This is a genomic window from Actinoallomurus sp. NPDC052308, assembly GCF_040679195.1.
GTDB lineage: Bacteria > Actinomycetota > Actinomycetes > Streptosporangiales > Streptosporangiaceae > Actinoallomurus > Actinoallomurus liliacearum.
In genome coordinates, this window is the sequence record NZ_JBFAUM010000003.1 from 1 (window position 1) to 14,993 (window position 14,993).

Genomic DNA, 14,993 nt, shown 5'->3' on the forward strand with positions numbered 1-14,993 from the left:
CCCAGCTAGACGACTGGGTTGATAGGCCGGAGATGGAAGCACCGTGAGGTGTGGAGTTGACCGGTACTAATAGGCCGAGTGGCTTGACACACACTCTTATTGTTCGCGTTCACTATGCGGTTCCCGGGACACGGCCGGGAACACTGACCCCGAGACCGGTCTCATTTGATCGTTTCGGTGGTTATGGCGAAGGGGAAACACCCGGTCCCATTCCGAACCCGGTAGTTAAGCCCTTCAGCGCCGATGGTACTGCACTGGAGACGGTGTGGGAGAGTAGGACGCCGCCGGACACTTACATAGATCAGGAAAGCCCGCCAGGTTTCTGGCGGGCTTTCCTGCGTTTAGCGGCCGGTCGGGCCGTCCCGATCGCTCGGAAGAAGCACGGCCTTCAGCAGGCCGCGCAGCGCCGTGTGGTCCGGCTGGTGGCGAAGCGGGAAGTACTGGGCGGACACCAGGTCGAATGCGCCGGCTGGAGGGGGCGTGACGGTCACGTCGGCTCAAGCCGATGCCACACGGCCGGTGACGTCCGTGGCCGCGGTGGCGGCGCGTTCCAGACTGGTCCGGAATACGCCTCGTCCTCGGTGACCACGACCTGGTCCTCACGGCCGGCGAGGTCGCCGAGTCCGACACCCACCTCCCGCACCGGTTCGGCAACGCCGACGCGCGGCCGGTGGAGTTCCTGAGCATCCTCGGTCCCCGGGGGGAACGGGTCCACATCAGAGCCCGCTACCGGCCCGCCAGACCCCCTGGGACGCCTGCGCCGTGAAGATGCGCCGTCTCGGACGGGGAGATCCCGCCCAGGACGGCTCCGACCGGCTCAGGGGTGGGGACGGAGGGTGTCGATCGCCGTGCGCAGCTCCTCGACGCGCTGTTCGAGCGCGGCGACCGCCTTGGCGGCCTCCTCGTCCTGCGCCGCCCACTGGGTGAGCGCGCCGACCTGCTCCTCGACCGCGGCGACGCGCCGGCCGAGCTCGGCCGTGAACTCTTCCGAGGGCGCCGCCGCGAACTGCGTGCGCAGCAGCTCCGACTGCTCACGGAGCTGCTGGTTCTTCCGGTACAGCTCGACGAAGACCGAGACCTTCGTGCGCAGCACCCAGGGGTCGAACGGCTTGGAGATGTAGTCCACGGCGCCGGCGGCGTATCCCCGGAAGGCGTAGTCCGGATCGGCGTCCGCGGCGGTCAGGAAGATGATCGGCACTTCGCGGGTCTTCCGGCGCCGTTTGATCGCGCGGGCGATCTCGAAGCCGTCCATCCCGGGCATGACGATATCGAGAAGGATCACCGCGAAGTCGTTCGTCAGCAAGGCTCGCAGAGCCTCTTCCCCCGAACGCGCGCGGATCATGTTCTGGTCCAGTGAACTGAGGATCGCCTCCAGTGCTACGAGGTTCTCCTCACGGTCATCGACCAGAAGAATGTTCGCCTTCTCGGCCACAGTCAGCCCTCCATCACGTGCGTGGCCGGTTGAGCCACGCCCTCATGATGTCAAGAAGGTGGTCGGCGTCGACAGGCTTGGGTACGTAGTCCGACGCACCGGACTCGATGCTCTTCTCCCGGTCGCCCTTCATGGCCTTGGCCGTCAGGGCGATGATCGGCAGGTCGGCGAACTGCGGCATCCGCCGGATGGCCTCCGTCGTGGCGTAGCCGTCCAGCTCCGGCATCATCACGTCCATGAGGACGAGATCGACGTCCTCGTTGCGGTCGAGCGTGTCGATGCCCTCCCGGCCGTTCTCGGCGTACAGGACCTCGATGCCGTACTGCTCCAGCACGCAGGTCAACGCGAAGATGTTGCGGACGTCGTCGTCGACGATGAGGATCTTGCGGCCGGTCAGCACCTCGTCGTCGATGGGCGAGGACTCGTACTCCTCGTCCTGCTCGAGGACCTCGAACGACGGCGCCTCGACGGGCGGGGGCGGCAGCGGCCGCCGCCGTTCCTTGCGTACGGGCGCGGCCGTGTCGGCGGCGTTCTCGAGGTAGCGGGCCGGCAGGTAGAAGGTGAACGTACTGCCCTCACCCGGGCGGCTGGCGACGTGGATCTCCCCGCCGAGCAGCTGGGCGATGTCGCGGCTGATGGACAGGCCCAGGCCGGTCCCGCCGTACCGGCGGCTCGTCGTGCCGTCGGCCTGCTGGAACGCCTCGAAGATGGCCCGCAGGTTGTGCTCGTCGATGCCGATGCCCGTGTCGCTGACGGCGAACCCGATGACCTCGGGGGCGCGGGCGAGGACCGGGTCGATGAACTCCACCCCGTTCGCCCGCCGGATGGTCAGCCGCACCTCGCCGGTGGCGGTGAACTTCACCGCGTTCGACAACAGGTTCCGCAGCACCTGCTGGATCCGCTGCTCGTCGGTGTAGAGGTGCTCGGGCAGGCCGGGCTCGGCGTACACGTCGAAGCTGAGGCCCTTGTCGGCGGCCAGCGGCCGGAAGTTCGCGTCGACGAAGTCGACGAGCTCGCCGAGCGACACCCGCTGCGGGACCAGCTCCATCTTGCCCGCCTCGACCTTCGACAGGTCGAGGATGTCGTTGATGAGGCGCAGCAGGTCGCTGCCCGACTCGTGAATCGTCTTGATCAGCTCGACCTGCTTGGGCGTCAGGTTCTTGTCCGGGTTGCCGGCCAGGAGCTTGGCGAGCACGAGCAGGCTGTTGAGCGGAGTGCGCAGCTCGTGCGACATGTTCGTCAGGAACTCGGACTTGTACCGCGAGGACTGGGCGAGCTGTTCGGCGCGCTCCTCGAGCGTGCGGCGGGCCTGCTCGATCTGGAAGTTCTGCATCTCGATCGCGCGGTTCTGCTTCGCCAGCAGCGCCGCCTTCTCTTCCAGCTCGGCGTTGGAGCGCTGCAGCTCCTCCTGCTGGCGCTGCAGCTCGCTGGAACGGTCCTGTAGCTCCGCCGTGAGCCGCTGGGACTCGCCCAGCAGCGCCTCCGTACGGGAGTTTGCCGTGATCGTGTTGATCGTGACGCCGATCGTCTCCACGAACTGGTCGAAGAACGCCAGGTGCACCTCGCTGAACGGGCTGAACGAGGCCAGCTCGATCGCACCGAGGACGCGGCTCTCGAACAGGATCGGCAGCACGATCAGGTTGACCGGCGACGCCTGCCCCAGGCCCGTGCCGACGGTGACGTAACCGGCCGGCAGGTCGTGCACGAAGATCGCCTTGTGCTCCATGGCGGCCTGGCCGACGAGGCCGTCGCCCAGGCGGAACCGCACCTTCTCGATCTTGTCCTGGCTGAGGCCGTACCCCGTCTTCAGCACGAGCTCGGGCGCGCCGTCTTCGGCCTCCTCGGCGAGGTAGAACGCACCGTACTGGGCGGAGGACAGCGGCGTGACCTCGCTCATGATCAGCCGGGCGACCTCCATCAGGTCGCGGTGGCCCTGCATCAGTCCGGCGATCCGGGCGAGGTTGGTCTTCAGCCAGTCCTGCTGCTGGTTGGCGCGGGTGGTCTCGCGGAGGTTCGCCACCATGAGGTTGACGTTGTCCTTGAGCTCGGCGACCTCGCCGCGGGCCTCGACCGAGACGGACCCGGTGAGGTCGCCGCGGGCGACCGCGCTCGCCACGGACGCGATCGCGCGCACCTGGCGGGTCAGGTTGCTCGCCAGCTCGTTCACGCTCTCGGTCAGGCGCTTCCACGTGCCCGAGACGCCCTCGACCTCGGCCTGCCCGCCGAGCCGCCCCTCGCTGCCGACCTCGCGCGCCACCCGGGTCACCTCGCCGGCGAACGACGAGAGCTGGTCGACCATCGTGTTGATCGTCGTCTTCAGCTCCAGGATCTCGCCCTGGGCGTCGACGTCGATCTTCTTGGACAGGTCGCCGTTGGCGACCGCCGTGGTGACCTGGGCGATGTTGCGGACCTGGCTGGTCAGGTTGTCCGCCATGGAGTTGACGTTGTCGGTGAGGTCCTTCCAGACGCCGCTCACGCCGCCGACCTTGGCGCGCCCGCCGAGGCGGCCCTCCGTACCGACCTCGCGGGCCACCCGCGTGACCTCGTCGGCGAACGAGGACAGCTGGCCGACCATCGTGTTGAGGGTGTCCTTGAGCTGGAGGATCTCGCCCTGCGCGTCGACCGTGATCTTCTTGGTCAGGTCCCCGCCGGCGACGGAGGTGGCGACCTGGGCGATGTTGCGGACCTGGCTGGTCAGGTTGCCGGCCATGGAGTTGACGTTGTCGGTGAGGTCCTTCCAGACGCCGCTGACGCCGCTGACGCGGGCCTGGCCGCCGAGGCGGCCCTCCGTACCGACCTCGCGGGCCACGCGGGTCACCTCGTTCGCGAAGGCCGACAGCTGGTCGACCATCGTGTTGAGGGTGTCCTTGAGCTGGAGGATCTCGCCCTGCGCGTCGACCGTGATCTTCTTGGACAGGTCACCGTTGGCGACGGAGGTGGCGACCTGGGCGATGTTGCGGACCTGGGCGGTGAGGTTCCCCGCCATGGAGTTGACGTTGTCGGTGAGGTCCTTCCAGACGCCGCTGACGCCGCTGACGCGGGCCTGGCCGCCCAGCCGGCCCTCCGTGCCCACCTCGCGGGCCACGCGCGTGACCTCGTCGGCGAACGAGGAGAGCTGGTCGACCATCGTGTTGACGGTCTCCTTCAGCTCCAGCAACTCACCGGTCGCCTCGACCGTCACCTTCCGGGTCAGGTCGCCCCGCGCGACCGCCGTCGTCACGAGGGCGATGTCGCGGACCTGACCGGTCAGCCGGCTCGCCATCGCGTTGACCGCGCCGGTGACGTCCCGCCAGCGGCCGGACATCTCGCGCGGCGTCGCCTGCCCGCCGAGCCGGCCCTCCGCGCCGACCTCCCGGGCGAGCTGCGTCACCTCCGCGGCGAACTCGTCGAGGTGCTCGACCATGCGGTTGACGCCCGAACCCATCCGCAGCAGCTCGCCGCGCCAGGGCCGCGTGCCCGTGTCGAGCTCGATGCGCTGGCTCAGATCGCCGTCGGCCACCGCGTCGACGACGCGCGCCATCGCGGTCGTGGACTGCACGAGCGTGTCGATCAGCGCGTTGGCCGCGGCGTTGCCCGTTGCCCAGGTGCCCTCGCCGCCCGCTCTCAGCCGCTCGTCGATCCGTCCTTCGTGGCGAACCTCACGTTGAACCCGTACGAGCTCGCCGGTGAGATGAGAAGCGCGCTCCTGAGCCTCGTTGAAGGCTCCGGCGATCTCGCCGAGTATGCCGTCACGCGAAGGATCGAGCCGCACGTCGAAGTCGCCGTCGCGCAGCGCGCACAACGCGTCGAGCATCGACCGTAGATCGGTCTCCGCGTACCTGGCGCGGGTCGGCGAATGGGACGTGCTCCGAGGCATTGATTCCTCCTAGCCTTCCACGCGTCGTGGCCGGGGGTCTGTACAGTCCACCCAGTGCATCTGCCACGATGGCAGCGTCCTGCATCCCCGAGACGAATCCAAGTGGCCGTGGAGAGCAACCAAAAGACGTACACGACCTTTCCGCCGGAGGTCGCTTCTGTCGCGGCCGCACGGCGCTTCGTGGGGGAGACTCTTAGGGGCTGGGGCGTCGATGACGTGGACGACGCCATGCTACTCACCAGCGAACTCGTTACGAACGCAATCGTCCACGCCGGTACCGAGGTCGTGGTGGTCTGCGAGCTCATCGGCGGCCAGGTCAGAGTGGAGGTCCACGACCGGCACCAGGCCCGGCGCGTGCCCGTGCCCGGCGATCAGGTGAGCGGCCGTGGCCTGCTGTTCCCCGAGACGCTCGCGACCTCCTGGGGCGTGACGTACGGCTCCGGCGGCAAGCACGTCTGGTTCACCGTCCCCGGCACCGGCGCCGCGGAGCAGACGCCGCACCCCATGCCCCCCGAGGAGCTCGTCACCGCGCCGCAGGCCGCCCGCCCTACCGTCGACCAGCTCGCCCAGCGCGCGGCACAGGCCGCGCAGGACGCCATGGGCGCCGACTGCGTGTACGTCCTGCTCGCCGACGACGACGCCGAGCTGAGCCTGCGGGCGACGGCCGGCGTACGCCCCGAGGGCGCGGCGCTGGAGATCGGCCTGGAGGGCGCGCCGGTCGGCGGCCGGGGCGTGTACGCGGACCTGGGCGGCAGCCCGTACAACCTGCCGGCGCTCCAGGCCGCCGGGATACGCTCGCTCGTCACCGCGCCGTTCACCGTCGACGGGCGGGCGATCGGGCTGCTGATCGCCGCCTCGCGCGACGCCGGGCACTTCACCGAGGAGGACGTCGAACGCCTCCAGCGGATCGCCGACCGCCAGGCGCCCCCGCTCGAGCGCGCCCGCCTCATGGAGCTCGAACGCGCCCGCCGGGGCTGGCTGGGCTTCCTCGCCGAGGCGAGCAGCATGCTCGCCGGCACGCTCGACCAGCAGATGACGATGGCGCTGGTCGCCCAGCTCATCGTCCCCCGCCTGGCCACCTGGGCCGCGGTGTTCACCGTCCGCGACACGGGTCTGGCGCTGCCCGCGTACGCCTGGCACGCCGACGAGACGATGGTCGCCGACCTGCGTACGCTGCTCGACCTGCTGCCGCCCGCGCCGCCGCCCGCCGAGCCCGGCCCCTGGGAGGGCTTCACGCCGGCGCCGTCCGGCGACCTGCCCCCGACCGCGCACCGGGTGACCGGCGACGTCGCCCACGTCTTCCCGCTGCTGGCGCGGGGCCGCAGCATCGGAACGCTCGTCGTCGGCGGCCCGAAGGGCGCGCGCTTCACCCGCGACGCGCTCGAACTCACCGAGGACCTCGCGGGCCGGGCCGCCCTCGCCATCGACAACGCCCGCCTGTACGAGGAGCAGGCGGCCATGAGCCGCACCCTCCAGCGCAGCCTCCTGCCACCCGGCATCCCCACGATCCCCAACCTGGACGTCGCGGTCGTGTACGACCCGGCCGGCGAGCACAGCGAGGTCGGCGGCGACTTCTACGACGTGTTCAACGTCGGCACGCGCTGGCGGTTCGCCATCGGCGACGTGTGCGGCACCGGCCCCGAGGCCGCCGCGGTCACCGGGCTCGCCCGGCAGGGCCTGCGGATCCTCGGCCGGGAGGGGCACTCGATCCCCGAGGTGCTCGAACGCCTCAACGCGCTGATCCTGGAGGAGGCGACCCGCGCCCCGTTCCTCACCCTCCTGCACGGCGAGCTGGAGCCGCTCGGCGACGGCCGGTTCCGTGTGACGTACGCCACGGCCGGCCACCCGCCGCCGCTGTTCCTGAACCCGAGCGGCATCGTCAAGGGCGAGGACCACTCCGACCTGATGCTCGGCGTCTTCCCCGAGGCGACGTTCGAGGTGAAGACCACGATCCTTAAACCCGGGCACGTCCTGCTCGGCTTCACCGACGGCGTGACCGAGCGACGCAACGGCGACCGGTTGCTGGGCGACGACGGCGGCCTCGAACGCATCCTCGCGGGCTGCGTCGACCTGAACGCCGGCGCGGTCGCGGCCAAGGTCATGCGCGCCGTCCGGGGCTTCTCCCCGGAGCCCTCCCACGACGACACCGCCCTGATCGTCCTCCGCGTCGAGGAGTGACCTGCGCCGACCGGCAGAACACGCCGACCACGGACGGCCCGTACGGCCGCGGAGCGAAGCCACCAGCCGTCCCGCAGGCACCGGCCGGTTCAACGGCTGTCCGCAGGCACCAGCCGGTTCAGCGGCGCTTCCCGTCGGCACCCACCGTCCCGTCGGCACCCACCGTCCCGTCTGCGATCGCCGGCGCGCTGCCCGCCCTGAGCAGGCGACCGTGTCGTCCGGGGTCAGCCCGAGCAGCGGACGGCCGAAGGTGTGGTCGATGGACAGCAGATCCGACTCGGCAACGGATCATCACGCCCGGTCCCGGCTCCGCTTCAGGCCCCAGCGGTCCCGTCGGCATCGGCCTCCACCGCACCGGCCTCGTCAGCACCGGCGGTCTCGTCTGTCCCGTGAGCACCGGCAGCGCTCGCCGGGCGGGCGGACGGCCGGCGTCGGTGGGGGGCGGCGGCCTCGTACCCGCCGAGGTGCGCGTCGAGGTCGAGGCGGTCGCGCATCGCCTCAACACGACCCGCGGTGGCAGCGCCGATCCGGGGCGTTCAGGCGCACGACCTCCCAGCGGCCGGGGCCGTTCGCGGGTCAGTGCCGGCGCAGACCTTCGCGGATGGCGGTCTCGACGGGGGAGTACGCGCCGTCGGCGCGCTCCAGCTCATTGGGTACGGCCGGGTGCAGCGGCGGCTGCGCCATGAAGCGGGGCCGTTTCCCGTGATGCGGCTGGGCGGCGTGGACGAGGAACGGGTGGCACAGGTAGACGTCGCCGGGCCGCCCCGTCGCGTACGCGAGGGGCCGGTGCGCGGACGCCGCCTCGACCTCGGCCGCGACCGCGAACATGGACACGCCCTCCTCGCCGTACGGCTCAAGGATCGGCGGGACGTCCAGGTGCGAGCCGACGCGGACGCGGGTGGGCGCATCCTGCTCCCCGACCTCGCTGAACAGGAACAGCATGAGCAGCGCGCGGTCCTTCGACCGCACGTTCACGTGATTCCAGGTGACCCCGTCCAGCGAGTAGCTCGACTCGATGTGCCACCCGGCGTCGTCCGGCTCGTCCTCGTGCGGGAACCGCAGCGGGAACGTCCCCAGCGACCGGCGCGGCACCCAGCGTCCCGGCCCGACGAGCCGGTCGAACGCGTCGCGCAGGACGGGGGTGTTCGCCGCCTCGACGAACGGCTCGGCGGCCATGCCCCCGACCCGGTACACCGGCTCGGCCCAGGTCGCGGGGTCATCCGGGGCATAGCCCGTCTCCGCCCAGAGCAGCTCCGCACACGCCCGCGCCGTACCCTCCGGAACCGCCTGCTCGATCTTCACGAGCCCGTCCCGCAGGAACGTTTCGACCATCGCATCACTCACGACCCGCCATTTTCCGCAACGAAGATCCGGAAAGCACCCGGTTTTCCTGGTGGCGCCCGGACACACGTAGATCCCTGGCGATCGCAGCGCTCTAGCGTCACCGGACGCCAGGGATCAGCGACGTGCCGGGCACGCCGGCATCCCGATCTCGGGTCATGCGATCTCTGCGATGTGGCGGAGGAGACAGCCGGGGCGAGGGCAGGGGCGGGGCCAGCCGGCCCAGCCGTTCCTGCGCAGGACGAGGGCGACCTGGGCGGCGACGTGGCACGGGCGCTCGGTGACGTCGCGCCATCCGTAGCGCAGCGGATCACGACCCTCGACGACGGCCGCGTTGTCCCGGCTCATGTCCCGGAACCTCGTCTCGTGCCGGTGAATCCGGCCGTCCAGGTGGACGACCGTCGCGTGCCCGCCGTAGTCGACGTCGTCGTAGATCGTTCCTTCCCCGAGGCTCCGCCTGATCTGTCGGCTGCCCGCGGGCAGTCCATGCGCGCGCTCGACCTCTCGGTAGTACCGAAGCTCGAACAGGTTGTGCGCGCCGTCGTCGGCGTCCTCCAGGGCGTACTGGAGCTCGCGCCGGTGCCGGACCTTCCTCCGCGCCCGTAACGCCGCCGCCAGCCGCTCTGGCGTGGTGAGCCGGCTGCCGCAGGCCCGGCTCAGCCAGTCGATGGCCGTATCGAGGTCCGGAGCGGTCTGAGTGAGGTCCAGAACGGTGTCCTCGACGCGCGTGCGCGGCGGCGATTGGGCGGGATGCCGCCGGTCGGCGAGATGCGCCGAGAAGTGCACGCGAATCCCCGGCGCCGCCACCGGACGACGCCGCCCGTCCGGAACCGTCACATGGATGACCGCGGAGGGCCGATCGGCCAGACCGTACAGCTCGGCGGCGGTCTCATGGCTGAGGACGGCATCGGGGGAGTGCCGCACCCCGGGTTTGAGACGCGGCCTGCGGCTGCACGCCAGGACCGCCGCCCACAGCTCGGCCGCCCGCGCGAGGTCGCCGTTGACCGTCGCGCACACCCCTGGATACCGGACCGCCCACCGGCGGGCCTGGATGAGGGTGCGCACCGCGCTATCCGGCGTCCCGTGCTCGCGGAGCTGCCACCGCGCCACCACCCCGGCCTGCGCCCGGATGAGCAGGACGAGGTCGGGATCCATAGGCGGACGACGTTTCGGCATGCCCACTACGTTGGCGGCCTCGCGAGCCGTCCACGAGCCCCGAAGGTGGTTCTGTGGACGACGGCCTGCCCGCAGGCACGACCCTCTGGCGATCGCTGCGTTCTATCGGCTGCGATCGCCAGGGATCAGACTTCGTCGCCCGCTGCTACGCGTCGATCGTGGGATCGCAGTGAAGATCCGCTACTTCTACGCAGTTGCCGTTCTGGTAGGTGTGAGAGCTCGTGCGCCACTCCGCGCGAGACAGGTCGGGGGTCATCTCGCGCCTCCCTCCACCGTCAGGTCAGGTTCTTAAGTGCTGATTCGATCATAATCCGGCTGCGATCGGTGTTCTCGGCCTCGGCCATGAGGTGATCGAAGGAGTTGGCGTACGGGAGGACCTCCATGGGATCGGCGACGTAGAGGTTCCCGCCGATCGTCTCCACGTTCACCACATCCAAGTCCGTGTGCTGGTGGAAGCCCAGGATGCTGAACGACCCGACCATCCCGGGATGGGCGCCCCGGCGGTAGGGGATCACTTGGACCGAGGTCTTCGGGTGTTCGGAGACGTCCAGTAGGTGGTGCAGTTGGGCACGCATGACCTCGGATCCGCCTACGGACCGTTGGATGACGGACTCGTCGATCACCACCCAGAGTTGGGGTCGATCCGCCTTGTCCAGGATCTTCTGTCGGATCATTCGTACTTCGACGCGACGAGAGGTCTCCTCATCGTCGAGATCTTGAGGTCCGCCCTGGATCAGGGCGTGGGCATAGTCGGCCGTTTGCAGCAGCCCTGGCACGGACGCGAGGTCGAAGTTGCGTACGGACGTGGCCTCTGATTCGAGGCCAATGTAGATCTCGTACTGGTGAGGGACGACGTCTCGGTAGGCGTACCACCATCCCCGCTTGCGGGCGTCCTTGGCGAGTTGCACGAGGCCGTCCCGTCGGCCGGGTTCGGTGACGCCGTACAGCTCGACCATCAGGCGGACGTCGTTCGGGTGCGGGGTCGTGCGCCCGGTCTCGATGCGGAAGACCTTCGTCTGATGCCAGTCCAGGCGTTCGGCCACCTGCTCCTGAGTGAGCTGTGCGGCTTCGCGGAGGCGCTTCAATTCGGCGATGAGTTGGCGGCCCCGAATGCTCGGGCTGTGACCTGCGGGCATGAATTGTTCCTCCGGTCATGATCCTTTGACGGTCTCCGTTGTGCAGGGCTGCACGGTGGTGCTATCCATTGGAGTGCTCTGTAACAGTGTGTCATTAGTCGATCTCTCTACGTGATGGAACGAAGGGACCGGGGGATGCGCGATGACGGCTGACGCGACGCGTTATCGGCCGCTGACCGCACTTGCCTGGCACCTCGCCGCGCTGAGACGCACGTCGCTGATCGTCGTACCGAGCCATGGAGAGCCGGTCCTGTACCTGCCGAGACGGGATGGAACCAAGCTCGGCATCGCGGCGGGGCAGCGGGACGACGGCGCGTGGGACTTCCTCTGGGGCCGCACGGGCAGGGCAGGAGCCGAGCCCGTCATCGCGGCCGCCCACCTGATCGCCAAGGCGGCCGCGTGATGGCCCCCGGCATGCTGGGGAGCGATCACCATTCAGGGCCGTCCCGAAGAGGTCGCCACGGCGCGCTGGTTCGTCGCCCGCGTCCTGCGGGAGCATCCGCACGCTGACACGGCGGTCCTGCTGACCAGCGAGGCGGTGACCAACGCCGTCGTCCACACCGCCTCCGGCGATGGCGGAACCGTCTCGGTCAGGCTGACCGAGGGCTCAGGCGGCCTGCGTGTCGAAATCGCCGACGACGGCGGGCCGACGATTCCAACCCCACGCTTGGCCGACCAGTTCTCCGAGGGCAGCCGGGGCCTGTTCCTGATCGCGGAACTCGCCGTCCGAAGCGGCTACACGCCGACCGGTCGTGGCGGCATGTACTGGTTCGAGCTCTGAGTGATTCCAGCCTGATCCCTGGCGATCGCTGCGTTCTATCGGCTGCGATCGCCAGGGATCAGGCTCGTCGCCCGCTGGTCGGGAGTTACGCCTCTCCTGTCGTCTGATCCCCCCTGGCGATCGCTGTGCTCTGGGCGCACCGTTGGCCAGGAGTCTGTGGTCAGGCCTCGAAGAGGTGCTCCGTCTCGGCGTTCAGGAGGTCGAGCAGGCGGGCGGTGAAGTAGACCGTTCCCAGGCCGACGATCCGCTCGCCCAGAGAGGCGAGGCGCTCTCGGGTCAGCTGCGTGTCGTCCATGACCGTCCAATGGGCCGGCAGCGGGTGGGTGAATCGCAGGTGCCGGTACTCCGGCAGCCGTACGTAGGTCACGGGGAGGTCGGCCAGCTCGGCGATGACGCCGGCGACGTCCTTGTGGTCGGGCAGGCAGACGAGGACGTGGTCGACGTCGCCCCAGCGCGCGTACGCCTCGGCCAGCGCCGTGGCCGCGCCCGGCCGGTCGATCGCCGAGTCGATCAGGATCATCGTGCCGGGCAGTCGGTGCCAGGACAGGCGGCCGGGGAGCCGTACGGAGGACAGCACCCGGCGCAGCCGGTCGGGCGACGGCTGCGGGCGTCCCACCGCGTCGAGCAGGCGCTCAGCGGCGGCGCAGCCGAGTTCCGCGTTCCGCCGCCCGTACGCGGCCGGCAGGATCGCCTGAGGCAGATCGCTCGGGCCGATCACCTCCGGTTTCACCCGGTCGTGGGTGCGGGCGGCGACGGTCGCGGCGATCGCCTCGGTGACGGGCGGGCTCTGGGGGAGGGAGACGACGGCGGAGGTGGTCGCGGCCGTGACACCCGCCTTGTTCGCCGCGATCTCGGCGGGAGAGTCGCCGAGGACGCCGACGTGCTCGGCGAAGACCTCGGTCATGGCGACGACGTCCGGGGCGAACAGGCTTACCTCGTCGGAGACGCCGCCCATGCCGGCCTCGAGGACGATGACGTCGGCGCTGACGGCTCGCGCGTGCAGCACACCCGCGATCGTGAACAGGCCGCTCGGCGACAGGTAGCCCGCGCCGCTCCGCCGTTCGGGCAGGCGCCGGGCCGCGTCGCGGAGGCGCTCGCCGAGCCGGGCCAGGTCGGCGTCGGAGATCGCGGCGCCGTCGACGCGGATGCGTTCGCGCTCCCGGCGCAGGGCCGGGCTGGTGACCGTGACGACGCGGCACCCGGCCGCGGCGAGGGCGGCGGAAGCGTAGGTGGCGGCCGTGCCCTTGCCCTTCGAGCCGACCACGGTCAGTACCGGCGTCCCGGCGGTGCCGGCGTCCAGCGCCTGCACGAGGAGGCCCGCGCGCTCGACGCTCCGTCCGGCACCGGGGCCGCGCCGGTCCCACTCCGCGAAGAACGCGTCGCTCCCATCGGTCACCCTCCGACCATAGCGACGAGCGGAGGCTTGATCATTTGGCGGCTCGGAAGGCCGATGAGGCCACCGCGCCGGCCGGCGGGCACAACGCTCGGTGGAAGCCCGCTCTGCCGGGTGAATCGTCCCGACAGCGGGCCCGCTTCCAGCGGCTTCACCGAGCGCTACGCCCGCCTCGTCGCCGGCCACACCATCGGTGACAAGACGCCGGCTCGGGACCAGGGGGCGGGGCGCCGCATGCCGGGATCAAGGCGGCCGCCTGTCGGCGCGCTCGCGCGGACGGGGCTGGGGATCATGCCGGTCTGACTCAAGGGCGGCGCGTTAGTAGGCTGCTGGGGTGAGTGCGACCAGGTATGAGGAGGCCGTCAAGGGCATCAGGGCCCGGGGGGTCGAATGGGACATCGATCCCACGTTGGACCGGATGCGTGATCTGGCGGACGTTCTCGGGTCGCCGCAGCGGGCGTACCCCGTCATCCACGTCACCGGGACGAACGGCAAGTCCAGCACGGCCCGGATGATCGAGACGCTGTTGCGGGAGCGGGGGCTGCGGGTCGGCCTGTACACCAGTCCCGAGCTGCACTCGATGCGCGAGCGGATCGCGATCGACGGGGCGCCGGTGAGCGAGGAGCGGTTCGCCGACCTGTACGCGGACGTCCTGCCGTTCATCGAGCTGACCGACGCCAAGCACGACGTGAAGGTGTCGTTCTTCGAGACGCTGACCGCGATGGCGTTCGCCGCGTTCGCCGACGCGCCGGTCGACGTCGCCGTCGTCGAGGTGGGCATGGGCGGCACCTGGGACGCGACCAACATCGCCGATGGGGCGGTGGCGGTGATCACACCGATCGGTCTCGATCACACCCGCTGGCTCGGGTCCACGGTGGAGGAGATCGCGACGGAGAAGGCCGGGATCATCAAGCCCGACGCGATCGCCGTGCTCGCCCAGCAGCCGGTCGAGGCGGCGCAGGTGCTGGTGCGGCGCGCCACCGAGGTCGGGGCGACCGTCGCCCGCGAGGGGCTGGAGTTCGGCGTCCTGGGCCGCGAGATGGCGGTGGGCGGGCAGCTCGTGCGGCTGCAGGGGCTGCACGGCGTGTACGACGAGGTGTTCCTGCCGTTCTTCGGCGCGCACCAGGCGGGCAACGCGGCGTGCGCGCTGGCCGCGGTGGAGGCGTTCGCGCGGGGCCGCGCGACCGGTGAGTCGGAGACCGACAGCGACCAGCTCGACCCCGAGCTCGTGCGCCAGGCGTTCGTCAACGCGACGTCGCCGGGACGGCTGGAGGTCGTACGGACGGGACCGACCGTGCTGGTCGACGCCGCGCACAACCCGGCCGGCATGGCGGCCACCGTCGAGGCTCTGACGGAGGAGTTCGGGTTCACCCGGTTGGTCGGCGTGCTGGCGGTGATGGCCGACAAGGACGTGACCGGGCTGCTCGAGGAGCTCGAGCCGGTGCTGGAGGAGGTCATCGTCGCCCGCAACTCCTCCGCCCGGTCGATGCCGGCCCAGGAGCTGGCGGACCTGGCGCAGGACGTCTTCGGCGAGGATCGGGTGCGCCTGGTGTCCCGGCTGGACGACGCGATCGACCAGGCCATCGCGCTGGCCGACGAGTCCGGGGAGTTCGCGGGCGCCGGTGTGCTGATCACCGGGTCGGTCACGACGGCGGGCGACGCCCGCGTACTGCTGCGGGTGGGCGAGTGACCCGCCGTAC

General features: G+C 70.4%; 12 protein-coding genes, 2 rRNA genes and 1 pseudogene. 7 read left to right on the top strand and 8 right to left on the bottom strand.

Features of this window, described 5'->3' with window-relative positions:
• Together AB0L00_RS11315 and rrf are read left to right on the top strand one after the other, a co-directional pair.
• Positions 1-91 (top strand): 23S ribosomal RNA (locus tag AB0L00_RS11315); the annotation flags it as partial.
• Positions 92-173: 82 nt separating this feature from the next.
• Positions 174-290: ribosomal RNA gene (gene rrf, locus AB0L00_RS11320) — 5S ribosomal RNA — on the top strand.
• A 51-nt stretch (positions 291-341) separates the two neighbouring features.
• On the opposite strand, the gene AB0L00_RS11325 is transcribed toward rrf, so the two are convergent.
• A complete protein-coding gene (locus AB0L00_RS11325; protein WP_364431657.1) occupies positions 342-491 on the bottom strand; it encodes a hypothetical protein in 150 nt (49 codons plus the stop codon).
• Positions 492-565: 74 nt separating this feature from the next.
• On the opposite strand from AB0L00_RS11325, the pseudogene AB0L00_RS11330 reads away from it, so the two are divergent.
• Positions 566-766, top strand: a pseudogene (locus tag AB0L00_RS11330) (XRE family transcriptional regulator); the annotation flags it as partial.
• Positions 767-817: 51 nt separating this feature from the next.
• On the opposite strand, the gene AB0L00_RS11335 reads toward AB0L00_RS11330, so the two are convergent.
• A complete protein-coding gene (locus AB0L00_RS11335) occupies positions 818-1,432 on the bottom strand; it encodes a response regulator (RefSeq protein WP_364431660.1) in 615 nt (204 codons plus the stop codon).
• Positions 1,433-1,445: 13 nt separating this feature from the next.
• Complete coding sequence (locus tag AB0L00_RS11340) at positions 1,446-5,288, bottom strand: HAMP domain-containing protein (protein ID WP_364431662.1); 3,843 nt, start codon at positions 5,286-5,288, stop codon at positions 1,446-1,448.
• Between the two features lie 108 nt (positions 5,289-5,396).
• Between AB0L00_RS11340 and AB0L00_RS11345 the strand changes: the two genes are divergently transcribed.
• Complete coding sequence (locus AB0L00_RS11345) at positions 5,397-7,466, top strand: SpoIIE family protein phosphatase (RefSeq protein ID WP_364431665.1); 2,070 nt, start codon at positions 5,397-5,399, stop codon at positions 7,464-7,466.
• A gap of 576 nt (positions 7,467-8,042) precedes the next feature.
• On the opposite strand, the gene AB0L00_RS11350 is transcribed toward AB0L00_RS11345, so the two are convergent.
• From AB0L00_RS11350 to AB0L00_RS11365, 4 genes are all read right to left on the bottom strand, one after another.
• The gene (locus AB0L00_RS11350; protein ID WP_364431668.1) at positions 8,043-8,810 is read right to left on the bottom strand and encodes a phytanoyl-CoA dioxygenase family protein; all 768 of its coding nucleotides are present in this window, start codon (positions 8,808-8,810) and stop codon (positions 8,043-8,045) included.
• A 153-nt stretch (positions 8,811-8,963) separates the two neighbouring features.
• Positions 8,964-9,983, bottom strand: coding sequence for a hypothetical protein (locus AB0L00_RS11355; protein WP_364431671.1), 1,020 nt, complete (start codon positions 9,981-9,983; stop codon positions 8,964-8,966).
• Positions 9,984-10,128: 145 nt separating this feature from the next.
• On the bottom strand, positions 10,129-10,239 hold the full coding sequence (locus AB0L00_RS11360; protein ID WP_364405406.1) for a DUF397 domain-containing protein: 111 nt from the start codon (positions 10,237-10,239) through the stop codon (positions 10,129-10,131).
• A gap of 19 nt (positions 10,240-10,258) precedes the next feature.
• On the bottom strand, positions 10,259-11,119 hold the full coding sequence (locus AB0L00_RS11365) for a helix-turn-helix transcriptional regulator (RefSeq protein WP_364431673.1): 861 nt from the start codon (positions 11,117-11,119) through the stop codon (positions 10,259-10,261).
• Positions 11,120-11,261: 142 nt separating this feature from the next.
• On the opposite strand from AB0L00_RS11365, the gene AB0L00_RS11370 reads away from it, so the two are divergent.
• On the top strand, positions 11,262-11,522 hold the full coding sequence (locus AB0L00_RS11370) for a hypothetical protein (RefSeq protein ID WP_364431676.1): 261 nt from the start codon (positions 11,262-11,264) through the stop codon (positions 11,520-11,522).
• A 30-nt stretch (positions 11,523-11,552) separates the two neighbouring features.
• Complete coding sequence (locus AB0L00_RS11375) at positions 11,553-11,900, top strand: ATP-binding protein (protein WP_364433213.1); 348 nt, start codon at positions 11,553-11,555, stop codon at positions 11,898-11,900.
• A gap of 160 nt (positions 11,901-12,060) precedes the next feature.
• Here the strand turns inward: AB0L00_RS11375 and AB0L00_RS11380 are convergent, their stop codons facing one another.
• A complete protein-coding gene (locus AB0L00_RS11380; protein ID WP_364431679.1) occupies positions 12,061-13,296 on the bottom strand; it encodes a hypothetical protein in 1,236 nt (411 codons plus the stop codon).
• A 415-nt stretch (positions 13,297-13,711) separates the two neighbouring features.
• Between AB0L00_RS11380 and AB0L00_RS11385 the strand changes: the two genes are divergently transcribed.
• Positions 13,712-14,983, top strand: a complete 1,272-nt coding sequence (locus AB0L00_RS11385; protein WP_364433216.1) for a cyanophycin synthetase — start codon at positions 13,712-13,714, stop codon at positions 14,981-14,983.
• The last annotated feature ends 10 nt before the right edge of the window (positions 14,984-14,993 follow it).

Coding starts and splice junctions, on each gene's coding strand:
- AB0L00_RS11340 (WP_364431662.1), bottom strand. CDS start 5,288: ATGCCTCGGAGCACGTCCCATTCGCCGACCCGCGCCAGGTACGCGGAG.
- AB0L00_RS11355 (WP_364431671.1), bottom strand. CDS start 9,983: ATGCCGAAACGTCGTCCGCCTATGGATCCCGACCTCGTCCTGCTCATC.
- AB0L00_RS11360 (WP_364405406.1), bottom strand. CDS start 10,239: ATGACCCCCGACCTGTCTCGCGCGGAGTGGCGCACGAGCTCTCACACC.
- AB0L00_RS11365 (WP_364431673.1), bottom strand. CDS start 11,119: ATGCCCGCAGGTCACAGCCCGAGCATTCGGGGCCGCCAACTCATCGCC.
- AB0L00_RS11370 (WP_364431676.1), top strand. CDS start 11,262: ATGACGGCTGACGCGACGCGTTATCGGCCGCTGACCGCACTTGCCTGG.
- AB0L00_RS11385 (WP_364433216.1), top strand. CDS start 13,712: ATGCGTGATCTGGCGGACGTTCTCGGGTCGCCGCAGCGGGCGTACCCC.